The 22,635-nt window shown below is 64.1% G+C and carries 26 protein-coding genes; 7 read left to right on the top strand and 19 right to left on the bottom strand.

Features of this window, described 5'->3' with window-relative positions; translation table 11 throughout:
• Positions 1-8: 8 nt before the first annotated feature.
• From CV770_RS15045 to CV770_RS15030, 4 genes are all read right to left on the bottom strand, one after another.
• Entirely contained in the window at positions 9-1,145 is a 1,137-nt protein-coding gene (locus CV770_RS15045) for an asparaginase (protein WP_104462886.1), read from the bottom strand.
• Between the two features lie 80 nt (positions 1,146-1,225).
• Positions 1,226-1,987, bottom strand: coding sequence for a slipin family protein (locus CV770_RS15040; protein WP_018320108.1), 762 nt, complete (start codon positions 1,985-1,987; stop codon positions 1,226-1,228).
• Positions 1,984-3,393 (bottom strand): NfeD family protein, encoded by a 1,410-nt coding sequence (locus CV770_RS15035; protein WP_104462885.1) that lies wholly within the window; start codon positions 3,391-3,393, stop codon positions 1,984-1,986. The genes CV770_RS15040 and CV770_RS15035 overlap by 4 nt, the downstream gene beginning before the upstream one ends.
• A 181-nt stretch (positions 3,394-3,574) precedes the next feature.
• Positions 3,575-3,832: a tautomerase family protein gene (locus tag CV770_RS15030; protein WP_091965267.1), complete on the bottom strand. Its 258-nt coding sequence runs from the start codon at positions 3,830-3,832 to the stop codon at positions 3,575-3,577.
• Between the two features lie 154 nt (positions 3,833-3,986).
• Between CV770_RS15030 and CV770_RS15025 the strand changes: the two genes are divergently transcribed.
• Positions 3,987-4,964: a GlxA family transcriptional regulator gene (locus CV770_RS15025; RefSeq protein WP_091965266.1), complete on the top strand. Its 978-nt coding sequence runs from the start codon at positions 3,987-3,989 to the stop codon at positions 4,962-4,964.
• A gap of 315 nt (positions 4,965-5,279) precedes the next feature.
• On the opposite strand, the gene CV770_RS15020 is transcribed toward CV770_RS15025, so the two are convergent.
• From CV770_RS15020 to CV770_RS14990, 7 genes are all read right to left on the bottom strand, one after another.
• Positions 5,280-5,885, bottom strand: coding sequence for a hypothetical protein (locus CV770_RS15020; RefSeq protein WP_104462884.1), 606 nt, complete (start codon positions 5,883-5,885; stop codon positions 5,280-5,282).
• Positions 5,886-5,931: 46 nt separating this feature from the next.
• The gene (locus tag CV770_RS41615; protein WP_129590988.1) at positions 5,932-6,141 is read right to left on the bottom strand and encodes a hypothetical protein; all 210 of its coding nucleotides are present in this window, start codon (positions 6,139-6,141) and stop codon (positions 5,932-5,934) included.
• 186 nt (positions 6,142-6,327) lie between these two features.
• Positions 6,328-7,932: a TRAP transporter large permease gene (locus CV770_RS15015; protein WP_091965264.1), complete on the bottom strand. Its 1,605-nt coding sequence runs from the start codon at positions 7,930-7,932 to the stop codon at positions 6,328-6,330.
• Positions 7,929-8,468: a TRAP transporter small permease subunit gene (locus CV770_RS15010; RefSeq protein WP_104462883.1), complete on the bottom strand. Its 540-nt coding sequence runs from the start codon at positions 8,466-8,468 to the stop codon at positions 7,929-7,931. Before CV770_RS15010 ends, CV770_RS15015 begins: the two co-directional genes overlap by 4 nt.
• Before the next feature lie 306 nt (positions 8,469-8,774).
• Positions 8,775-9,011, bottom strand: a complete 237-nt coding sequence (locus CV770_RS15005; RefSeq protein ID WP_165637708.1) for a hypothetical protein — start codon at positions 9,009-9,011, stop codon at positions 8,775-8,777.
• An 881-nt stretch (positions 9,012-9,892) separates the two neighbouring features.
• On the bottom strand, positions 9,893-10,666 hold the full coding sequence (locus CV770_RS14995; protein WP_201759865.1) for a gamma-glutamyl-gamma-aminobutyrate hydrolase family protein: 774 nt from the start codon (positions 10,664-10,666) through the stop codon (positions 9,893-9,895).
• A 91-nt stretch (positions 10,667-10,757) separates the two neighbouring features.
• Positions 10,758-11,456, bottom strand: coding sequence for a hypothetical protein (locus CV770_RS14990; RefSeq protein WP_104462882.1), 699 nt, complete (start codon positions 11,454-11,456; stop codon positions 10,758-10,760).
• A 141-nt stretch (positions 11,457-11,597) separates the two neighbouring features.
• On the opposite strand from CV770_RS14990, the gene CV770_RS14985 reads away from it, so the two are divergent.
• Complete coding sequence (locus CV770_RS14985; RefSeq protein ID WP_104462881.1) at positions 11,598-12,734, top strand: AI-2E family transporter; 1,137 nt, start codon at positions 11,598-11,600, stop codon at positions 12,732-12,734.
• 61 nt (positions 12,735-12,795) lie between these two features.
• Here CV770_RS14985 and CV770_RS14980 read toward each other — a convergent pair whose 3' ends face one another.
• The 6 genes from CV770_RS14980 to CV770_RS14955 form a co-directional block, all read right to left on the bottom strand.
• Complete coding sequence (locus tag CV770_RS14980; protein WP_104462880.1) at positions 12,796-13,092, bottom strand: antibiotic biosynthesis monooxygenase family protein; 297 nt, start codon at positions 13,090-13,092, stop codon at positions 12,796-12,798.
• A 103-nt stretch (positions 13,093-13,195) separates the two neighbouring features.
• On the bottom strand, positions 13,196-13,435 hold the full coding sequence (locus tag CV770_RS14975) for a hypothetical protein (RefSeq protein ID WP_104462879.1): 240 nt from the start codon (positions 13,433-13,435) through the stop codon (positions 13,196-13,198).
• 59 nt (positions 13,436-13,494) lie between these two features.
• Positions 13,495-14,715 (bottom strand): GGDEF domain-containing protein, encoded by a 1,221-nt coding sequence (locus CV770_RS14970; RefSeq protein ID WP_091965255.1) that lies wholly within the window; start codon positions 14,713-14,715, stop codon positions 13,495-13,497.
• Positions 14,716-14,945: 230 nt separating this feature from the next.
• Positions 14,946-15,425 (bottom strand): 30S ribosomal protein S9, encoded by a 480-nt coding sequence (gene rpsI, locus CV770_RS14965; protein WP_008547917.1) that lies wholly within the window; start codon positions 15,423-15,425, stop codon positions 14,946-14,948.
• 1 nt (position 15,426) lies between these two features.
• Entirely contained in the window at positions 15,427-15,891 is a 465-nt protein-coding gene (gene rplM, locus CV770_RS14960) for a 50S ribosomal protein L13 (RefSeq protein ID WP_091965253.1), read from the bottom strand.
• A 158-nt stretch (positions 15,892-16,049) separates the two neighbouring features.
• Positions 16,050-16,478 carry a PaaI family thioesterase gene (locus tag CV770_RS14955; RefSeq protein ID WP_091965251.1) on the bottom strand — a complete coding sequence of 143 codons (429 nt, stop codon included), beginning with the start codon at positions 16,476-16,478 and terminating at the stop codon, positions 16,050-16,052.
• Positions 16,479-16,563: 85 nt separating this feature from the next.
• On the opposite strand from CV770_RS14955, the gene CV770_RS14950 reads away from it, so the two are divergent.
• The 4 genes from CV770_RS14950 (at position 16,564) to CV770_RS14935 (ending at position 20,088) form a co-directional block, all read left to right on the top strand.
• Positions 16,564-17,388, top strand: coding sequence for an enoyl-CoA hydratase (locus CV770_RS14950; protein WP_104462878.1), 825 nt, complete (start codon positions 16,564-16,566; stop codon positions 17,386-17,388).
• Positions 17,389-17,511: 123 nt separating this feature from the next.
• Positions 17,512-18,096 (top strand): CoA-binding protein, encoded by a 585-nt coding sequence (locus tag CV770_RS14945; protein ID WP_091965247.1) that lies wholly within the window; start codon positions 17,512-17,514, stop codon positions 18,094-18,096.
• 149 nt (positions 18,097-18,245) lie between these two features.
• Complete coding sequence (locus CV770_RS14940) at positions 18,246-19,526, top strand: O-acetylhomoserine aminocarboxypropyltransferase (RefSeq protein ID WP_104462877.1); 1,281 nt, start codon at positions 18,246-18,248, stop codon at positions 19,524-19,526.
• Positions 19,527-19,743: 217 nt separating this feature from the next.
• On the top strand, positions 19,744-20,088 hold the full coding sequence (locus tag CV770_RS14935; RefSeq protein WP_104462876.1) for a hypothetical protein: 345 nt from the start codon (positions 19,744-19,746) through the stop codon (positions 20,086-20,088).
• Here the strand turns inward: CV770_RS14935 and CV770_RS14930 are convergent, their stop codons facing one another.
• Complete coding sequence (locus CV770_RS14930; protein WP_104462875.1) at positions 20,089-21,171, bottom strand: COX15/CtaA family protein; 1,083 nt, start codon at positions 21,169-21,171, stop codon at positions 20,089-20,091. It abuts the gene before it with no gap.
• A gap of 97 nt (positions 21,172-21,268) precedes the next feature.
• Between CV770_RS14930 and CV770_RS14925 the strand changes: the two genes are divergently transcribed.
• Positions 21,269-21,490 carry a DUF2842 domain-containing protein gene (locus tag CV770_RS14925; protein WP_091965239.1) on the top strand — a complete coding sequence of 74 codons (222 nt, stop codon included), beginning with the start codon at positions 21,269-21,271 and terminating at the stop codon, positions 21,488-21,490.
• Here the strand turns inward: CV770_RS14925 and CV770_RS14920 are convergent.
• The gene (locus tag CV770_RS14920; RefSeq protein ID WP_104462874.1) at positions 21,474-22,517 is read right to left on the bottom strand and encodes a polysaccharide deacetylase family protein; all 1,044 of its coding nucleotides are present in this window, start codon (positions 22,515-22,517) and stop codon (positions 21,474-21,476) included. The two genes, CV770_RS14925 and CV770_RS14920, sit on opposite strands and share 17 nt — an antisense overlap.
• Positions 22,518-22,635: the final 118 nt, after the last annotated feature.

Here is a 22,635-nt window from a genome sequence, read left to right as displayed (position 1 = left end):
TCGGCCCGCTACCAGGTCGCCGTAAAAGCCTTCTGCAGCTCGGCCGCCCCCGTCACGCCGCCCGCTATCAGCAATTGCGTGAGCACCCGCGCCTTCTGCGGATTGAGGTCCTCGGACACGACGAACCCGTTCTTGTCGTCGTCGACCTCGACGTTCCGCGTCACGAAGCCCGATCGAACCCGCGTCGAGCGAACCACGATGACGCCCTTCTTCGCCGCCGCTTCGAGCGCATCGAGCGCCGCCTTCGAGGTGTTGCCGTCGCCGACGCCGGCCAGCACGATGCCCTTGGCGCCGTGCGCAATGGCATCCTCGATCGGAACGGCGTCCATGTTGGCGTGCGAGTACACGATCGCGACGCGCGGCAATTGCTCGCCGGCCGGGAGCTGATAGGTCGCGCGCTTGAGACCTTGAGCCTGCGTCATGAAGCGAATGCCGCCGGCGGTGTCGACATAGCCGACCGGCCCGTCGTTGGCCGAGCCGAACGTCTCGATGCTGGTGGTGTTGGTCTTGGTGACCGAGCGCGCGCCCTGGATCTTGTCGTTCAGCACCGCCATCACGCCGCGCCCACGCGAGCGCGGGTCGGCCGCCACCTGCACCGCTTCGTAGAGATTGCCGGGGCCATCGGCGCTGACGGCCGTCGCCGGCCGCATCGAGCCGACGATCACCACCGGCTTGTCGCCCCGCACCACGTTGTCGAGAAAGAACGCGGTCTCCTCCAGCGTATCGGTGCCGTGGGTGATGACGACTGCATCCGCCTCGTTCTTGTCGAAGGCCTCCTGGATACGACGGGCCAGCGCAAACCAGACCTTGTCGTTCATGTCCTGGGATCCGATCGACGAAATCTGCTCGGCGTTCAGCTTCGCGAGCTTGTCCAGCCCCGGCACCGATTGCATCAGCTGCTCGCCCGTGATCTGGCCGGATTTGTACGCGCCGGTCGCACGCGCGTCGGCCTGGCCTGCGATGGTGCCGCCGGTCGCGAGCACGAGAATGCGCGGCAGGCCGGCAGCCATCGCGTCCTTGCCCGATTCCGCGGCCTGCGCCGCGGCGATCCCCCACGACCAAAGTGCGAAGGCGATCAGCGGAACGGCGAGGATCGATGGCCGATTTCGGCGGTGGATTGCGGGTCTGGCGGCATGCTTCGTCATCGAATTCTCCTCCCGTTCAAGTTGGGAGCGATATTCGATACGCCCAATGAGGCCGAAGATGGTCCTCTCAATGCTTATGGCTAAGGATTGTCCCGCCGCGGCATAAAATGGTCGAGCAAGCCCGTCGGCAGCGGAAAGACCACGGTCGAAGACCGTTCGCCCGCGATATCGTGCAGGGCCGCGAAGTAACGCAGCTGCATCGCCTGAGGCTCCTGCGCGAGAATCCGGCCGGCCTCGACGAGCTTTTCGGCAGCCTGCTGCTCGCCCATCGCATTGATCACCTTGGCACGCCGCAACCGCTCCGCCTCGGCCTGTTTGGCAATCGCGCGCACCATGGTTTCGTTGATATCGACGTCCTTGATCTCGATGCCGGTCACCTTGATGCCCCAGACGTCGGTCTGCTTGTCGAGGATCTCCTGGATGTCGGCGTTCAACCTGTCGCGCTCGGCCAGCATCTCGTCGAGCTCGTGCTTGCCGAGCACCGAGCGCAACGTTGTCTGCGCGAGCTGACTGGTGGCGGCCATGTAATCGCCGACCTTGATGATGGCCCGTTCGGGGTCGACGATGCGGAAGTACAGAACGGCGTTGACCTTTACGGACACGTTGTCCCGCGAAATCACGTCCTGCGGCGGCACGACCTGCACCATCACCCGGAGGTCGACCTTGACGAGTTGCTGCACGACCGGAATGAGGATGATGAGGCCCGGGCCCTTCACGCCGGTAAAACGGCCGAGCGTGAAGATGACGCCACGCTCGTATTCGCGCAGGATTCGAATAGCCTGGGATAGAAACATGATGACAAGCAGCAGAAGCGCCGCATAAGTCAGGTATTCCAGCATCATGATGTACCTCCCTCACCGGTCCTGGCCGGTGCGCGCCGTATCAGCAGCGTCAGGTCGACGACGTTCGCGACTTCGACCGTCTCTCCGGGCTTGAACGTTTCGGCCCCGCGCGCCTGCCAGCGCTCGCCATGGGCGAAGACGTGACCTTCGCTCCCACTCCAGTCGAGAACCTCGGCGGGCAAGCCTCGCATCGCCTGCGCGCCGACCCGTTCCGGAGCCCGGGCGGCACGCCGAAGCGAACCAAGCACGACCAGAGCAAAGCCGGCGAACACGGCTGCCGTGATGCCGATCACCCACCATGACAGGTGGTAACCGGGCGCCTCGACCCTGAAGAGCATCAGCGCTCCCAGCACAAAAGCGATGATCCCCCCGAGACCGATCACCACGGTCGGATTGAAGGCTTCGACGGTGAGAAGCACGATGCCGACCAGCATCAGGGCAAGGCCGGCATAGTTGATCGGCAGCAAATTGAGCGCATAGAGACCGATCAGCAGGCAGATCGCGCCGACCACGCCGGGGGCGACGGCTCCGGGAGACATGAACTCGAAGATCAGGCCGTAGATGCCGACCATCAGGAGAATGAACGCCACATTCGGATCGGTGATGACCGCCAGGAAGCGGGATATCCATCCGGGGTCGATGGCTTCGACGACCGCATCCTTCGTCGCAAGACGTTGCGTCTTGCCGCCTGCAACCTCGACCACGCGGCCATCGAGCTGCCTCAGCAATTCAGGCTGATCGCGCGCGACGAGTTCGATGGCATGGGACTGCAGCGCGCCGTTGGCAGAGAGAGTGGCGGCCTCGCGGACCGCCTTCTCCGCCCAGTCCGCATTGCGGCCACGCAGCTCCGCAAGGCTGCGGATGAAGGCAACCGCGTCATTGGTCACCTTTGCCGTCATCGCATCCTTGAACTGATCCTTGGGCTCGCTCTGCTGGTCCCCGTCCTTCTTGTCCTTGCCGCCGTTGTCCGGTGTACCGCTCGGCAGCCCCGGCAGCGGTCCGCCAATCTGCACCGGCGTTGCCGCACCGATATTGGTGCCTGGCGCCATCGCCGCGATGTGGGTCGCATAAAGGATATAGGTCCCCGCGCTCGCCGCGTGGGCGCCGGAGGGAGCGACGTAACCGACGACAGGAACGGGCGAGGCCAGCACATCCGCAATGATCTCGCGCATGCTGGAATTGAGACCGCCGGGCGTGTTGATTCTCAGAAGCACGACCTCGGCGCGCCGTTCGCTTGCCTTGGCCAAGGCCTCCTTCACGTAACTGGCCGACGCAGGGCCAATGGCCCCTTCGATCGACACAATCAGTGCAAGGCGGCTCTTCTCCTCCGCTGAGCTGGGAAGGAGGCAGCAGATCAAAGCAACGACGCCAATCGCCGCAACGAGGGCCGCCTTCATGGTCTGCACGGCAGGGCTCCCTTGCAGAGCATATGGTGTTCGCCTCTCGAACCTCAATGCAGCCGTGTGCTGGTGCAGGCCCCTGTCCTGATTGTGCGATGCAATGGAAACCGCCCCGTAGATCGGTTGAGCACGGGGCGGTGGCGGGCGGACCATGCCTTGAGCTGATCCGCCCACGCATTCCGTGCTGCTAGCGCCGCGCGATCCGCACCCCGTCCGTCCCGATCGCGCCGAACGTGCTCGCGATGATCTCAGCTGTCTGCTGCATGCCGCCGAGCGACCAGTGTGTGGGCTCCTGCTCCTCGATCCTGACCCAGACGTTGCGGCGGAAATCCGGGCTGCCCTGCCCTTCGACCTCGACCAGGAGGTCGGTGACGCGTTCGAGCAGCGTCTTCTTCTGCGCGGCATCCAGAATGCCGCGGACGGTGGAAATGGTGACGTAAGGCATGTCTCTCTCCAATCATGTCGGGTGACGACGGCGGCAGATTGGACCGGACACTCTTCGCAGGGCAGTGGCGGATAAGACAGAGATCAGGCAATTTCCGCCAGGCGCTCGCGGACCCGATCGGCTAGGATCGCGGCATCAACGCCAGGGGGGTCCCATGAAGCTCGCAATTCTGGCACTGGAAGGCTGCATGCATTCGGCGATCGCCGGCGTCGCCGACATCCTGTCGCTCGCCAATCACGTCATGCAGCAGAGCGGCGCAAAATCCGACTTCAGCTGGCAGACGCTTTCGCTCGACGGCAAGCCCGTGTGCGCCGGCGGCGGCCGGATGGTCGCGGTCGATGGCGGGATCGGGCAACGCACTCGCTTCGACGCGATCCTCGTCCCCGGCAATCTCGTCGATCATGTCACCGCCGAGCGCCTGCAGCCGCAATATGACCGCGCCGGCGCCTGGCTCCGGCAGCAGCACGCGAACGGCCGCCTGATCGGCGCGTTCTGCAGCGGCGTGTTCCTGCTGGCCGGCGCCGGTCTGCTCGACAACCGCCGCGCCACCATCACCTGGTGGCTGCAGGGCGAGCTGCGGCAGCGTCATCCCTGCATCGACCTCGCCCCGGATGCCGTCGTCACCGTCGCGGATCGCATCGTCTGCGCAGCCGGCCCGATGTCATGGGTCGACCTCCTGCTCAGGCTGATCGAGATGGTCGAGGGCAAGGAGACCGCAAGATTATGCGCGGACTACGCCGTCATCGACACCGCGCAGCGCACCCAGTCGATCTTCATGCCGGTCGGCTATCTGCTCTCGCAGGACCCGCTGCTGACCAGGGCCGACCTCCTGGTTCGCCGCACCGGCAAGAGCGCGATGACGGTCAAGCGCCTTGCCGGCGCACTCGGTCTCAGCGAGCGCACGCTGAACCGGAAATTTCGGGAGCTCACGCACGAGCCGCCGCAGGCCTTCATCATGCGCCGCCGCGTCGAGCACGCGCGCACGCTGCTGGAGACGACGACGCAGCCGATCAAGGCGATCGCGCGCACGACCGGCTATGAGGACGAGAGCAGCTTTCGCAAGGCGTTCCGCAAGCTCACCTTGATGTCACCGCAGGCCTATCGCGCGCGACGGATGGAGCGGACGATGTGAGGCGCCGTCGAGTCATCCGCTTTCGTTCCACATCCGACTCTACTTTGTTCTCAAAGAACAAATCAGAGCCGCAAAAATCAGGGCGGACCAATTCCTACTGATTGGTTTACATAGGGCGGATCAGCCGAGGGCGTAATCCGCCGACTGCTGGTGACGCTCACGCGCTCTCCAAAGTCGCCATCCGTGCTGCCGTCTCTTCCCCAGTCCTCCGGAAATAATCCGGACTGTACGTCTCGGGGCTTTGAAGCTGCCCGATCAAGACAAGATGGCGGATTACGCCTTCGGCTAATCCGCCCTACACACCAGCGCGCCTCGTCACTTGTCCGGAAAATTCACCCCGATTGCGGTCACCACCGGCGCCCATTTCACCAGCGCCGCATGATCGGACGCTGCTTTCACGCCATCGCCGGACAGCGACCTCGGCGCCCCGGTCTTGCCGCCGAAGCGGATCGACACGGTGCAGCCGCCTTGCAGCGGCCGGCTCAGCGCCCCGCCCTTCCAGTCGATGACGAAGCCGCCATAGTCCCATTCGAAGCCGCTGACGAGGAACGGCTTGCCGTTCGCCTTCTGCACGTCGGCAAGGCTCGATCCGATCGTGACGCCGGCAACGGTCCAACGGCTGGTCTTGGCGTCGCGCAAGGTCAGGCCGGAGGCGCGCCCGGCCTTGTCGTCGGTGAAGGCGACCTCGATGCGGCGGTCACTCGCCTTCGGGAACAGCACGACGCCTTTGTATCGTTCGCCCTCGGCGCCGGGCAGCTCCTGCACCACGGCGTCCTTGCCGTAGCGCTGCTTCAGGCTCCGCTCGGTATCGTCAGGGGCAACCGGCGAAGCGCAGGTGATCGGCCCCTCCTGCGGCACGCTCTGGGCGAATGCGGAGGATGCGAGCAGGAAAAGGACCGTGACGGTGGCGCTGCGCTTCATCGCGAGGCCATTCCGTCGCGGGAGAGATTCTGCCATTGAGCTGCCCTTAGCGAACAACGCCAGCCGCGTCGTCCGCGCTCGGGATCAGCCAATCGAGCCCGATCAGGCACACTTCGAGGATAACGAACGCGACAATGCCACCGACCCAGCCGAAGAAGACGATGGAAAAGGTCCCGAGCAAGATTGCGCAAAACAGGTCGGCAAGCACCTTGCAGACGCGGAAGTTTCGGTCTTGTCCAGATGGGAAATACGGCATCGGGCTCCCCTTTCGCTGCTCTGGGCCTGGACTTAGCCACAGCGCGAGGCGACCGTCTACTCCGCCAGCCTGCTGATCGGTTGCGACGTCGCAATCAAGGTCCGCGGCTCCCTGCGCAAGGGCAGCGTTGGCAGGTCACCGGCAGCCCTCCAATATTTGGATCAATCCCCGGGCAGAGATGTTTCCTCAATTCTTGGGCTGGCCGAAATCGAGTGGCGGCGGCAGCTCGATGTCGGGAATCTCGATCTTGATCTTGTCCAGATCCACCTTGATGGGAGCGTCCAGCAGCCCGGTGACCGTGATCGGGAATGCGATGACGACCGCAACCATGATCGCCTGCAGGCCGATCCAAGGCATCGCGCCCCAATAGATGTCCGAGCTCTTGACCTCCTTCGGCGCCACGCCTCGCAGGTAGAACAAGGCAAAGCCGAAGGGCGGATGCAGGAAGGAAGTCTGCATGTTGACGCAGAGCATGACACCGAACCAGATCAAGGCAGCGTCCGCCCCGACGATGGGGGTGAGCAGCTTCTGCGCGATCGGCGCGATCATCGGGATGATGATGAAGGCGATCTCGAAGAAGTCGAGGAAGAAGGCGATGAAGAAGATGAACAGGTTCATGAAGATCAGGAATCCCCAGACCCCGCCCGGCAGCGATGTCAGCATGTGTTCCAGCCAGACACCACCGTTGCAACCGAGAAAGACGATCGAGAAGCAGGTCGATCCGATCAGGATGAACGTCACCATGCAGGTGATGCGCATCGTGGTCTCGTAGCCCTGCTTGACCAGCATGCGCAGGTCCGGAATCCTGATCGCCTCGATGCAAACCCAGGCGACGGCGAGATAGGCAATCGCGAAGGCGATCTTGAACGGCAGATTCGGCGTGAGGTAGATGCCGATGATCGTGCCGACGCCCGCCGCCGCAACGCCGACCAGCAGCACCTTGTGACCAGCCGAGCTGAAATCCTTGTGATGGATGACGGCAAGGACGATCGCGCCGACGGCGCCCATCGCGCCTGCTTCGGTCGGGGTGGCAAGGCCAAGCATCATCGTGCCGAGCACCACGAAGATCAGAACGGCGGACGGGATGATGCCCAAAAGGCATTTGCGCCAGAGCGCCCAGCCCGTGAGCGTCCTTGCTTCCTTGGGCACTGCCGGAACGTGGCCCGGCTTGATCACGCTCAGCGCAAACGTGTAGCCGGCGAAGAGTGCGATCTGGAGGATCGATGGGCCCCAGGCGCCCAGATACATATCGCCGACCGACTTCCCGAGCTGGTCCGCGAGCACGATCAGAACCAGCGAGGGAGGCACCAGCTGGGTAATGGTGCCGGAGGCTGCGAGCACGCCGGTGATGTAGCGCATGTTGTAGCCGTAGCGGATCATCACCGGCATCGAGATCAGCGCCATCGCAATGACCTGCGCCGCCACGGTGCCCGTGATCGCACCGAGGATGAAGCCGACGATGATCACGGAATAGCCGAGACCGCCGCGAATGGGGCCGAACAACTGCCCCATCGAATCCAGCATATCCTCGGCGAGCCCGCATCGTTCGAGGATCGCGCCCATGAACGTGAAGAACGGAATTGCCAGCAGCAGCTCGTTGGCGAGAACGCTGCCGTAGATGCGCTCCGGAATGGCCTGGAGAAAGCTGAATCCGAAGAATCCTTCGTGGATCGCGAGAAATCCGAACGAAAGCCCGAGAGCGGCCAGCGTGAAGGCGACCGGAAATCCGATCAGCATGGCCAGGACCAGCCCGCCGAACATCAGCGGCGGCATCATTTCAATCGTGATCATTGGGTCGGCCGCTCGTATTTCGCATCGATCGTGACTTCACCACGCAAGGCCGCAATGCGTTTGATGGCCTCCGAGACGCCTTGCAAAGCCAGCATGAAGAATCCCGCCGGCAGGACGAATTTGATCGGCCACCGCAGGAGGCCGCCGGCATTGTTGGACATCTCGCCGATGATGAACGAGTTGTAGAACATCGCCCATGAGAGGTAGCTGAGCAGCAGGCACGCCGGGACGAGGAAGACCAATGTCCCGATCAGGTCGAGCCATACCTGGCCGCGTTCGGACAGCATGAGGTAGAGGATTTCGACGCGCACATGCTCGTTGCGCTTGAAAGTATAGGACGAGCCGAACATCACGACGACGGCGAACATATACCACTGCGTCTCGAGCCAGCTGTTGGAGCTGTAGCTGAAGGCATACCGGATCATCGCATTTGCAGCGCTGACCACGCAGGCCGCGAGCACCAGAATATTGCAGACGTTACCGACCTTTTCGTTCAGCCAGTCGATAGCCGTACTCACCGCCAACAATGGGCGCATCGATGCCTTTTCCCCGCTCGCTGAGTGCTTCCCCCCGAACGAGCAGGACCATGGCGCTGTATCAGCGACCGTCCACGTCTGCGCGGGAGCTAGTTCACCCTCCTGATGCTTCCGCTCGTTCTTGTTGTCGGTTTTCGCCGAGACGTGTTCGGGTCTCGGCCGCGCGTGAAGCACGGCACCTTTACCGTCAGCAATTTCGTGGTCAACAGGAAAATGGACAGTTTGCCGCAGTGACCTCAAAAATGGGTCACTGTGCCTAATTTGGTCGATGCACGGGGCAGCCGGCAATCCGGCTCTCGGACGCGCCTAACCCTCGACGTCGTACTGCTTGCAGAGGTGATCGCCGATCTGGACAAGCATGGCGACGCATTCAGGGTAGCCGGGCCGATCCGAGGTGGCCCGGTCTGCGCTGGCTCGAAACTCCCAGGAATTGCCATCGCGGAGGATCGAAATTGTCATTCCATCGGGACAGTCGGCGTGAACCCTCAACTCGGCCTTGGCCATGGCGATCAGTTCGCTTTCAGTCTTCACAGGTCTGCTCATGAAGGTCATCCTCCGTCCTGGGACAAAACTTAAGGTGTATCTGCCAAATCCACCAAACAAGTCTTCCCGATAAAGCGGCTCCCGGCATTGGGATAACGCAATAAGTCCCTGCCAGGGTCACTCCCGAGAGGCGTCGGGCAAAACACCCGGTCAAGCCCTTCCGACAAAAATATTCCACTTTCCCGAATTTCGGATTTGTGGCATAGACGCGTCATCCCGGCCCTACCAAAGGGGCGCTTCGCGATCGTCACGAGATGCGGGCCGGGTGGCGGTGGACGCGGTAGCGCCGGCGCGGCTCAGCATGATGACAGGGCGGGCAACCGTGAGTCCTCAGGCGACGCGATACGACACGGCGCGGTCACAGCGGTTTCGTCGATGCCCGAGGGCGAGCACACGCAAGCCTCCGGGTATTCGGGCGGGATCGTCCGCGGACGGAGAAGTCGTGTGGTCCTGACGCCCGGGGTCTGTGCGTCAAGGCTTGCGGTGATGCGGCGGCCCGACCGGGCACGCGCATCGATCATCCGCGAGGCGACGGGGGCAATAGTGCAACGCTCCCCGGGGAGAGCACGAAGGACACCGTTAAAACCAGCCGCGCAGGGAAGGCCGGGCGACCGGCATCACCTGTGGTCCATCCCGTGTGCATCTTCGTCGCGCACGGACTTGCGGGTGCCGCCGGCGCCCGGCCTTCCCTGCGCCCTTTGGTCTTCATGGGGCGCGAACGACAGCAAACCTCGGGCGAAACGCGCCGCGAGAATGGGAAGACGTGTCTGCTGATGGGAAGAGCCGTTAGGATGGGTAGAGCTCTTGCGAAACCCATCATGCTTCAGCGTGGAAGTGCTGATGGGTTTCGCTTCGCTCTACCCATCCTACGAGACTACGGCCTACGCCGCCGCCTTCTGCCTCGTCACCATGGCCTCGCCAAAAGCCTCGAACAGCTTGCGGTTGACCGGATTGCGCTGGGGATCGTATTCGGCGTGCCATTGCACGCCGAGCGCGAAGGTCGAGGCTTCCGCGATCCGGATCGCCTCGATGGTGCCGTCCTCGGCGACGCCCTCGACCAGCACGCGCTTGCCGGGATCGAGGATGCCCTGGCCGTGCAGTGAATTGACCCTGATCTTCTCGCAGCCGAGCAGTGTTGCGAACGCTCCGCCCGGCGTCAACTCGACGTCGTGACGGTCGGCGAACACCACGGTCGGATCGGGGTGAATCTCGCCGTTCTCGAGCCGGGGCATGCGATGGTTCATGCGGCCGGGAATTTCGCGGATCTCGGGATGCAGCGAGCCGCCGAAGGCGACGTTCATCTCCTGGAGGCCGCGGCAGATGCCGAACAGCGGCACACCGCGGGCGACGCAGGCGACCGAAAGCGCCAGCGCCACCTCGTCGCGATGGATATCGTACGGCTCGTGGCGCTCACACGGATCGACATTGAAGCGGGTCGGATGGACGTTGGCGCGGGCGCCGGTGAGCACGATCCCGTCGACCACGTCGAGCAGCGCGCCGATATCGGTGATATCGGGCGCACCTGCGAACATCATCGGCAGGCCGCCGGAAACCTCGGCCACGGCGCGCAAATTGCGCTCGCCGACCATCTGGACCTGAAATCGATTTTCGACGCGATGGGCATTCCCGATCACGCCGACGACCGGCTTTCTCATCTGTCGTTCCGCGCCTCTCCGATAATAGGATTCTCCAAACATGCCCTTGGGCTGGAACAAATTCAACAGAAGGGATCGCGGGACGGCAATGCTATTTTCGCGCAAATGCCTCCCGGGCCTCGCCCCCGGCGGGCAGCCCGGCGGCCTGCAGTGCAGTTGCGGCCGGATCGCCCGGGGCGGCCAGCCAGGGCAGTTTCGCGTCGATGCCGCGCGTCACGGGCTTTCCGAGCGCCCCACCGAAATCAACCGGCCAGAACCCGTTGGGCACGACTTCGACCGTGATGCCCCGGATCGCATAGCCCTCGCCCAGAACCGCCTCCGCATGGTCGCCGGCGACAAGGCGCGCCGTCTTGGGATCCTTGGGATCGCCAAAGCTCACGAGCACCGGCACGAGATCTGCCTGCACCGGGACAACGCCGGTCTGCCGGTGGATATCGTTGAACGAGACGCGGTTGCCGCGCGCGGCGCCATAGGCACGGAGCGCGACATAGTTGATGTCGTCAAAGTCCAGCTTGGCGTCCTGCCGGTGCGCCAGCAATGCCACCAGATTCTTGCTCTGACCGAGATCGACGAACACTGCCTCCCCGCGCATCGTGGTGCGGCCGCCACGGTTATAGTTGCGGTCGGGCACGACGGCCAGAACGCCGGATCCGGCCTTGATCCCGTCAGGCGTCGTGACCTCGACTGTGAGACGATATTTGTGCCCGGGCCGGTTGATCCGGATCTGGTCACCGACCACGAGCACGGCCAGAAGCCCGAGCAGACCGGCCCATTTGCTGATGAAGCTCAAACCGCCCCCATTGTTCTTTCCTCATCGCTCTGCACCGTTGGCGCGCCGACGTCAAACCAGCGCGTTGACGCGGTCTTGATCCCAAGCGCGTTTGTCGAGAGAGTGCAGCGCGCATTGCGCTGAAAAGGACCCGATGTGACCATGTCGTCCAAAGATGAACGCTCCCGGACCCGCGGCGACCTCGCTTGGGCGATCTCGGTCGGGGGCATCGGCGTCGTGCTGTTCACCGCGCTGCTCGCCTTCACCTGGTATTTCGCCGCCACCCTGCTGCTGATCTTCACCGGCATGCTGCTCGGTCTCGGCCTCAACGCGCTGACGGGCGCGCTCGGTCGCCGCGTGCCCCTGCCGCATCCGGTGCGGCTCGCGATCGTCTGCACCGCGCTCGCCCTGATGCTGGCCGGCATCGCCTATCTCGGCGGCGCCACCATTGCCGAACAGGCTTCGCTGCTGAGCAAGACCATCAAGTCGCAGATCGGGAACGTGAAGTCCTTCCTGGACAACCACGGCATCGACACCAGCTTCTTCGATTTCGGCAACGGCGCGACCGACGCCTCGGCCACTGCGCCGTCGGAGACGGCGCCCGCACCAGCAGCGCCCTCGCGCGGTCCCCTGCCCGGCGCCGGCGCGCTGGCCTCCAGCGGCGGCGCGATCGTGAGCCAGACTTTCAAGCTGCTGCTCGGCACCATCCACGGTGTCGGCAACATCTTCATCGTGCTGTTCCTGGGCTTCGCCTTCGCCGCCCAGCCGGCCGTCTATCACGACGGCCTGCTGTTCCTGGCGCCGGCCAGGCACCGCACCCGCGTCGCCCTCATCATCGATCGCATCAGTGAGACTCTGGAGCGCTGGCTGATCGCGCAGATCATCGTCATGCTCGCGGTCGGCGTGGTGACCTGGATCGGGCTTGCTGTCATCGGCATCCCCAGCTCGTTCATCCTGGGAATTCAGGCCGGCCTGCTCGCCTTCATCCCGACCATCGGGGCCATCATCGCCGGCGTCGTTGTGGTGCTGGCGAGCCTCGCCTCGGGCTGGATCCCGGGGCTATCGGCCTTTCTGCTCTTCATGGGCGTACACGCCATGGAGAGCTACGTGCTGACGCCGATCCTGCAGCGGCAGGCGCTGGACATTCCGCCGGCCACGCTGTTCGCGTTCCAGATCGTGCTCGGCGTCGTGTTCGGCATCTGGGGCCTGGCGCTGGCGCTCCCGCTGGTCGCCATCGCCAAGGTCATGATCGACCATTTCAAGACCTATGAGGCGCCGCCTTTGGCAGAAGCGGCCTAGAGCATGATCCGGAAAAGTGTGCAGCGGTTTTCCGATAAGATCATGCTCCAGAAATAAGCCCTCAGGTCGTGAGCACGGTCTCGGTGTGCTCCACCTCGGGCGGCGAGGCAAAATACTGGCCAACGAGGCCGCGCCATTCGGTGAAGTTCTCCGAGCCGCGGAAATCGACGGTGTGATTTTCCAGCGTCGCCCATTTCACCATCAGCCGGTAGCGCTGCGGCTTCTCGATCGATTTGTGCAGCTCGAAGCCGTGAAAGCCCTTGGAGCGGCCGAAGGCGACCTTGGCCTTGGCGACGGCGGCCTCAAAGTCCTTCTCGCTGCCCGGCTTGACGTCGATTTGCGCGATCTCGGTGATCATCGGTTTCCACCTGTTTTTTGTTCGATGGGCGTGTCTAGCGCAGCCGGCGAAAAAGAAAAAGGCGCCGAAACGGCGCCCTGGTCGGCCCAAAAATGCAGATCTCTCAGACCAGCAGCAGAACCGTGCCTGCCACGATGAGGGCGCAGCCGATGAACAAAGCGAGCGGCCAGTAGCTGCGGCGGCCTTGCGTGTAACGCCCCTGCGCGCGGCGCTCGGTGATCAGCGCGCTCTCGTATTCATCCGCAGTGGAGAACAGACAGGCGAAGCCGCTGCGTGCCGAGGCCGCAGCAGCTTCGAGCGACATCAGGGCAGCTTGCGGGTTCTGTCGACGGATCGATTCCATGGCCGCAATGGTAGGGATCGAATGGTAAACAGGGGATTACCGCGATGCCGCCTTGCGTCTCAGGCGGTGGCCGGCCGCGGCTGCGGCGCACTGATCCGCGCGGCGCTCTGTCGGCGCCAGTTCTCCAGCGACAGCGGCAGCTCCTCCGCCGCCTCGACGCGGTTACGGCCGCCGCGCTTGGCCTGGTAGAGCGCGGTGTCGGCGGATGCCAGCAGCACCTCGAGCTCGGTGCCGGCAGGTCCGCCGGCGACGCCGATGCTGACGGTGGTGTCGACCGGGCCTTCGTCGACCACGACGCCGGAGGTCTCGAACGCCTCGCGCACGCGCTCGGCGACCAGCACGCCCTCCTCCAGCGAACACGGCAGCAGTGCTGCGAATTCCTCGCCGCCGATGCGGCCCGACATGTCGGTGATGCGCAAATTGCTGACGACGACGGTCGAGAACAGTTTCAGCATCTCGTCGCCGGCGGGGTGGCCGAAGCGGTCGTTGATCGACTTGAAGTGGTCGATGTCGAAGATCATCACGGTCACGGGACGTCCGGCCTTGGCCTCGCGCTCGATCACGCGGCCGCAGGCTTCCGAGAAGCCGCGCCGGTTGAGCATGCCGGTCAAGGGGTCGGTCGACGCGGCGGTGCGGTGCGCGGTCACGGTGCGCTCGGACACCAGCATGAAGATCACGAACACGGTGCCGACGGCATAGAGGATCAGTTCGACCGCGAAGACCTTGACCCAGATGCTCTGGGAGAAGCCGGCGTCGTGCGGACGCAGGAAGCTGCCGATCAGGACCGGCAGCATCAACACGCAGCCATGCATCACCGGCATCACGAAGGCCGGCCAGCGCCGCTGCAGGCTCTTGCGCCGTTCGGTCCAGAGCTCGCTCGCGGTCAATGCCGCATAAACCGAGACGATGCCGGCGCCGATGATCATCCGCAACATGGATGCCTCGGGGGCGAGCAGCGTGACGGCGGCGACCCAGGCCAGCGCGCCGACGAGGAGACCCGGCCAGTTCGGCTTGCGGCCGTGGAAGACGCGCGCCGCATTCCACACCATGCCGCAGGCGACGAAGCCGACCGCGTTCAGCGCAAGGTAAAGATGCGGGCCCAGCCTGTCGCCGGCCGCGGTCCACAGCGCGACGGAGGCGGCACCGAGCAGATAGGCGGTGCCCCACCATTTCAGTGCAGGGCTGTTCTCCTGCCTGCCGAAAAACACCATCATGGCGCCGAGCAATGCGGCAACCATCGTGGCGACCAAATAGAGCGTGATGCTATCGAGCGACATCATGTCGGCCCCCTTTAAGACATAGCAGTTACGCGACCGGCCCCAGCCGATTTGCGCGCCCTTCCGAATGCGATGCTAGGTCGCGCGAGTTCCATTCAGGTTTTCGCGGGAGGCCAAGTTTTCGGGAAACACGCCATCAATTTGCATACAAACGAACAACAAAAAGGGCGCTGAAATCAGCGCCCTTTTGCATCTCATTGAAGCCGCTTTCGCGGCGAATGTGACCGAAGCGATTAACGCTTCGAGAACTGGAAGGACCGGCGGGCCTTGGCCTTGCCGTACTTCTTGCGCTCGACCACGCGGGAGTCGCGGGTCAGGAAGCCGCCCTTCTTGAGCACGGAGCGCAGCTCCGGCTCGAAATAGGTCAGCGCCTTGGAGATGCCGTGACGGACCGCGCCGGCCTGGCCGGACAGGCCGCCGCCGGCAACCGTGCAGATCACGTCGTACTGGCCGGAACGCGCGGCCACCGAGAACGGCTGCTCGATCATCATGCGCAGCACGGGACGGGCGAAATAGACCTCGACCTCGCGCGAGTTGACCGTGACCTTGCCGGCACCCGGCTTGATCCAGACGCGGGCGACCGCGTCCTTGCGCTTGCCGGTGGCATAGGCGCGGTTGAACTTGTCGACCTTCTTCTCGTGCTTGGGCGCATCGGGCGCCGCCGCCGTCTTGAGCTGCGAGAGCTGGTCGAGCGACTGGATGGATTCGGCCATGTTATGCGGCCCTCGTGTTCTTGCGGTTCAACTTGGCGATATCGATCTTCTCGGGCGTCTGGGCCTCGTGCGGATGATCGGCGCCGCCATAGACGCGGAGATTGCCCATCTGGACACGACCGAGCGGACCACGCGGGATCATGCGCTCGACGGCCTTCTCGAGCACGCGCTCGGGATGCTTGCCCTCGAGGATCTGGCGCGCGGTGCGCTCCTTGATGTGGCCGACATAGCCGGTGTGCTTGTAGTAGGTCTTCTGCTCGCGCTTGCGCCCCGTGAGGACCGCATGCTGCGCATTGATGATGATGACGTTGTCGCCGCAATCAACGTGCGGGGTGTAGGTCGGGAGGTGCTTGCCGCGCAGGCGCATGGCGACGATGGTGGCGAGGCGGCCGACGACCAGACCCTTGGCGTCGATCAGCACCCACTTCTTCGTCACCTCAGCCGGCTTTGCCGAAAAGGTTTTCATGTCAGAGTTTCCGTGGACGGGGAGCATCGGCGCGAACACCGCACCGGACTGCGCGGTTTTCTAGAGAAGAGACGCGCACCGGTCAATGCCCAGCAATTGAAATTAGCACCGTAATATCAATGGCTTAAAAATATGGTGCTATATTACCTGCGAAAAGCTCAAACATTTGGAATGGAATAGGTCGAGGTGACATGGGCGATCGGATCGGGCGAGCTGCCGGACAGCAGTTTCACCTCCCCGACCGCAAGCCGCTTGCCGAGCTTGAGCAGCCGCGCCTCCGCCAGCACGTCCTGCCCCGGCTGGCCCTTGCGCAGGAAGTTGATGTTGAGATTGGTGGTGACGGCGAGCCCGACCGGCCCGATCGCGGACAGAAGCACCACGTACATCGCGAAATCGGCGAGCGCCATCAGCGTCGGGCCGGACACGGTTCCGCCCGGTCGCAGCATCCTTTCGCTGTAGCGCTGGCGCAAAAGGCAGGTCTGGCCGTCCGCGCTTTCGATCGTGATGTCGTCGCCGCTGAAGGCCTGGGGAAACTCGTGACGGAGGAACTGCTCGACCTCTGCCACGCTCATTTTCGCTAACGCCATGCTGTTCCCCACCCTCGCTTCACTTGCCCTGTTACATTAAGTTATCTGCGTCATTCAAATGCAATAATCCAACGGAAACGCTTCGATGTCCGCCCAGGCCGCCCGCGCCCCCTCCCCGCAACCGCCGATCCTGCTGCGCGAGACCGTAGGCCCGATCGCCGTGCTGACGCTGAACCGCCCCGCCGCGCGCAACAGCCTGTCGGCGGCGATGATCGCCAGCCTGCATGCGGAGCTCAACGAGATCCGCGATGACAAGGCCGTCCGCGGCGTCGTGATCGCCGCCAGCGGTCCCGCCTTCTCCGCCGGCCACGACATGAAGGAGCTGACCGCGCGCCGCACTGACGCCGACCGTGGCCGCGCCTTCTTTGCCGAGATGATGACCGCCTGCAGCGCGATGATGCAGGCGATCGTGCATCTGCCAAAGCCTGTGGTCGCATCCGTCCAGGGTATCGCGACCGCGGCCGGCTGCCAGCTCGTGGCCAGCTGCGATCTCGCCATCGCCTCGGAGGACGCGAAATTTGCTACGCCTGGCGTCGACATCGGCTTGTTCTGCTCGACGCCGATGGTGGCGCTGTCGCGCAACGTGCCGCGCAAGCAGGCGATGGAGATGCTGCTGACAGGCGAGCCTGTCACGGCCGCGCGCGCCCGCGAGATCGGCCTCATCAACCGCGTGGTGCCCGCCGGCACCGAACGCGACGCCGCGATCGCGCTGGCGGAGCAGGTCGCGCTGAAATCGGCCTACACCGTCAAGCTCGGCAAGGAGGCGTTCTATCGCCAGGCCGAGATGAGCCTTGCGGATGCCTATCGCTATGCCGCAGAGGTGATGACCGAGAACATGATGGCGCGCGACGCCGAGGAAGGCATCGGCGCCTTCATCGAGAAGCGCACGCCGACATGGCGGGATGAATAGTCAACTCCTCATCCTGAGGAGCCGCGGAACGCGGCGTCTCGAAGGATAGAGGCCCGCTTGCGGCTTCATGGTTCGAGACGCGCGTGCCGCGCTCCTCACCATGAGGGTCAGAGAAAGAAAAAGATGAACCACGACGCCTATCCCGACAATTACATCCGCGGCATCCTCAACAGCGTGAAGTCGATCGCGATGGTCGGCGCCTCGCCGGTCAATGTGCGGCCGAGCTATTTCGCGTTCAAATATCTGGCGCAGCGCGGCTATGACATGATCCCGGTCAATCCCGGCCATGTCGGCAAGGAGCTGCTCGGAAAGCCCTTCATCGCCTCGCTGTCCGACATCGGCCGTCCCATCGACATGATCGACATTTTTCGCAATTCCAGCCACATCATGCCTGTCGTCGAGGAAGCGCTCACGCTCGACCCGCTGCCGAAGGTGATCTGGATGCAGCTTGGCGCACGTGACGATTTGGCGGCAGCGAAAGCCGAGTCGGTCGGTATCAAGGTGGTGATGAACCGCTGCCCCAAGATCGAATATGGCCGCTTGTCGTCCGAGATCTCCTGGATGGGCGTGAATTCACGCACGCTGAGCTCGAAGCGCGCGCCGGCACCGACGCAAGGCATGCGTCTATCCCTCAATCGGATGAGCGTCGGCGGCGGCGACACCGCGGCATCCGATCGTGCCGCCAAAAACAAGACCGAGCAAAGCTGACGCAATTGCGAGGGATTCATTTTGCCAACGCGACAATGCGTAGCAAGATCATTCCCAAATGGTCTTGATGTGACGCGGCGCCTTGACGGCGAGCGCGGCGCCCATCAGCATGCCGCGCGATTTCAGACCAAGAGAACAGGACGCCCTCAATGAGCGATCGCCTTCCGGGATTTTCAACCCTCGCCGTGCATGCCGGTGCACAGCCCGACCCCACCACCGGTGCGCGCGCGACTCCGATTTATCAAACGACCTCGTTCGTGTTCAACGATGCCGACCACGCCGCCTCGCTGTTCGGTCTGCAGGCGTTCGGCAACATCTATACCCGCATCGGCAATCCCACCAACGCGGTGCTGGAAGAGCGCGTCGCCGCGCTTGAAGGCGGCACGGCCGCGCTGGCGGTGGCCTCGGGCCATGCCGCGCAGGTCGTGGTGTTGCAGCAATTGATGCAGCCCGGCGACGAGTTCATCGCCGCGCGAAAACTCTATGGCGGCTCGATCAACCAGTTCACGCACGCCTTCAAGAGCTTTGGCTGGAACGTGGTGTGGGCCGATCCCGACGACGTCGCGAGCTTCGAGCGCGCGGTGACGCCGCGCACCAAGGCGATCTTCATCGAGTCCATCGCCAATCCGGCCGGCAGCATCACCGACATCGAGGCAATCTCGACGGTGGCGCGGAAGGCCGGCGTGCCGCTGATCGTCGACAACACGCTGGCCTCGCCCTACCTGATCCGTCCGATCGACCACGGCGCCGACATCGTCGTGCACTCGCTGACGAAGTTTCTGGGCGGTCACGGCAATTCGCTCGGCGGCATCATCGTCGATGCCGGCACCTTCGACTGGTCGACCGGCGGCAAATATCCGATGCTGTCGGAGCCGCGGCCGGAATATCACGGCATCCGCCTGCAGGAGACCTTTGGCAATTTCGCCTTCGCGATCGCCTGCCGCGTGCTGGGCTTGCGCGACCTCGGCCCGGCGCTGTCGCCGTTCAACGCCTTCATGATCCTGACTGGCATCGAGACCTTGCCGCTGCGCATGCAGAAGCAGTGCGACAATGCCAAGGCGATCGCCGAATTCCTCGCCGGCCATCCGGCGGTGGCCTCGGTGAGCTATGCCGGCCTTGCGAGCGACAAGTACAACCAGCTCGCGCGCAAATACGCGCCGAAGGGCGCGGGCGCCGTGTTCACCTTCAGCCTGAAGGGCGGCTATGACGCCGGCGTCAGCCTGGTGTCGAAACTGCAGCTGTTCTCGCACCTGGCCAATGTCGGCGACACCCGCTCGCTGGTGATCCATCCGGCCTCCACCACGCACAGCCAGCTCGACGACGCCGCCAAGGTGAAGTCCGGCGCCGGCCCCGACGTGGTCCGGCTCTCGATCGGCATCGAGGACAAGGAAGACCTGATCGCCGATTTGGAGCAGGCGCTGGGGGCGTAGTCATCGCTGTCATTCCGGGATGATTCGAAGGACCAGACCTCAGGTGCGCAATTGCGCACCGGGGAATCTCGAGATTCCGGGTGCGCAATCGCGCACCTGAGTTCGCGCTCACGCGCGCCCCGGAATGACGCCGCTTTGGCCGCCGTCAGTTAACAGTCATTAACCATATCTGCCGCATAGATGGCCTTTGGATCGCCCTTTTGATTCGGAGCCGACGATGCTGCGCTGGATGGTGCCTGCCCTTGCGGCGATGCTGACGGTCTCAGCCGCCGTTGCCGCTGACTTGCCGGCCACGCCGAAGCGGCGCGCCGCCGCTCCGCCACAGGAGCCGCCGCAGGTCTATGTCGATACCGATCCGGATGCGCTGATCTCGCCGGCCTATGGCATCGGCAGCTACGTCCGCAACCTGCCGGGCACGCCGCTGCTGCCCGGCTCCAGCACCTTGCCGGGCTATTATGGCCGGCCCTGGAGCTACGATTATCAGGGCCCGTATTACGGCGGGAAGCAGGTCGATTATTTCTGGCGGCTGCCTTACGCGTGCGGCATCTACGGCTATTGCTGATCAGCCGGGCTGGCTAATCGGAACCGCACGCGACTGCGCCTCTGCAGATCGCCGCGAAGCGAGCCGTTCCACTTGCATCACCGCGAGCGTCAACACGACGATTGCAACCGCCTGGTGCGACAGCGCGAGGTCGATCGGCACCTGGTTGAGCAGCGTGAGAATGCCGAGCACCGCCTGCAGGCTCACCGCCGCGAACAGCCAGAGCGCGCCGCTTGCGGCCGCACCTGCGCGCGAACGCACCGCGTCGATCGCATGCAGCGCGGCCAGCGCGAACAGCGCATAGGCGGTCATGCGGTGCTCGAACTGCACCGTGAGCACGTTGTCAAACATGTTGCGCCACCACGGCGTCTCGAACCACAGCCGCTCGGCCGAGGGAATGAACGCGCCGTCGATCTGCGGCCAGGTGTTGTAGGCGCGCCCGGCGCGCAGGCCCGCAACCAGCGCACCGAAATAGATCTGCACGAACGTCACGACGAGCAGCAGCGCACTCGTGAAGCGCAACCGCGCCGGTGCTGCGATCTGCGGCCGCTCCTTGAGCCGCCGCACCGTCCAGACGATGCCAGCGAAGATCAGGAGCGCGAGCACAAGATGCGTCGCCAACCGATATTGCGACACCTCGACCCGCTCGGTGAGACCCGAGGCGACCATCCACCAGCCGACCGCGCCCTGGAGACCGCCAAGCGCGAACAGCAACCACAGCCTGCGCTTCAATTCGCCGGACAGGCCACCGCGCCACAGGAAGAACAGGAACGGCAGCAGATAGGCGAGGCCGATGAAACGGCCGAGCAGCCGGTGGCTCCATTCCCACCAGAAAATCTGCTTGAACTCGGACAGGCTCATGCCCGCGTTGAGCTCGCGATATTGCGGGATCCTCTTGTAGGCCTCGAACGCCTCGGTCCACTGTGCCTCCGACAGTGGCGGCACGCTGCCCGTGACCGGCTTCCATTCGACGATCGAAAGGCCGGATTCCGTCAGCCGCGTCGCGCCGCCGACCAGTACCATCAGCGCGATCAGTGCGGCGACCGAGATCAGCCACCAGCGCACGGCGCGATGCGGGTTGGTTGGGACAGAATTCGTCGTCATTTCAGAGGTTAAAACCAGGGCTTGAACCGGACTGCGTGCCCCTTATAGTCCCCCGCTCCCGCAGCGCAAGTTACGCGAAAGACCGCGACATTCCGCCATGACGATCCGCACCCGCAAGTTCCTCGGCGCCATCCTGCTCCTGGTGCTGGCCACGGTCTGGGCCCTGCTCGGCATGGCGGCGGCGCAGATTCCGTGGATTGCCGAGTCCGGCTGGCGGCAGGCGATCTATTACGTCGTGGTCGGCATGGGTTGGGTGCTGCCGGCGATGCCGATCGTGAGCTGGATGCAGCGGCCCGACCGCGTCAAGTCTGGCTCGTAGCGGTCGGCCTCACCGGCGCAAACGTAACACCCGACACCAGCACCCGCAACATGCGCAGCGAGCGCACGCGGCCGTCCCAGGAAATCCGCGGCAGCGCGCGCAGATTGGTCCGCCCCTCCGCGTCCACGATGCCCGGGATCGTTGACACCGCGCTGGCAAAGCCGGCCTCCTCCGCCATCATGACGTGGCTGCGCCGGAACGAGGTGCGGTCGCCGAAGGGAAAGGCGAGATGCCTGACATCGCGGCCGAAAGCGGCTTCGGCAACGGCCTTGCCCATCGCCATCTCGCGCGAGGCTGCCGTATCCTTCATGCTGGCGAGAACGGAATAGTTCACGGTCGCGCTGCCGATCGTCACGCGCGGATCGGCGGCGAGCTTCGCCAGATCCTCCCAATCCATCGACGCAGCGCGCGAGAGCGCGGCAAGATCAATGCGGTAGCGCGTGCAGAGATCGGCGATCGCGGCCGATAGATCCGCCGGTGACAGCGAGCGCAGCCAGCTCTCGAGATGCGAGAACAGCGCCTGCTTCTCGGCATTGTCGGTGACGGTGAAGCGCTGCTCTCTCTCGCCCATCATCAGGTTGATGCGGCTCTCGCGCGCGATCACCTGTTCGAGCCCAAGCCACCAGGCCTGCCCGACGCCATCGGGAAATGCGGTGGGCACGTAGACCGTGAAGGGCACGGCGTGATGCGCCAGCACCGGATAGGCAAAGTCGATGAGATCCTTGGACGCACCATCGAAGGATAGCGCCACGAAACGCCGTTTCTCCGGCAGTGTCACCGCGCGCCGGCAGACCTCGTCCATGCCGAGAAAATCGTAGTTCCAGCGCTTCAACGCGCGAATGGCGCGGTCGAGAAATTGCGGCGTGATCTCGTGCGCGCGCAGCGGCTGAAACCCGCCACGCCGCCGTGGCCGCACCCGCGCAAAGCGCAGGATGGCGCCGGCACCGCGGCTGCGCAGCGCGGCCTGGCCGGTGAACCAGGCCAGCTCGAGGCGCAGCCGTTCCAGCCATCTGTCGTCGGATGCCAATATCCCACCTTCGCGCCCCCAAGGCGCCGTTCCCTCTCCATTGTCCTTACCCTTTGTTGACATTTCTTTGCAAAGGTCGGCCACAGGCCGAATTACGTCTATTTTGATTTCTCGACAG

The sequence above is a fragment of the Bradyrhizobium sp. AC87j1 genome (assembly GCF_002936975.1).
GTDB classification, from domain to species: Bacteria; Pseudomonadota; Alphaproteobacteria; order Rhizobiales; family Xanthobacteraceae; genus Bradyrhizobium; species Bradyrhizobium shewense.
This window is presented reverse-complemented; position numbering and strand designations above follow the sequence as displayed.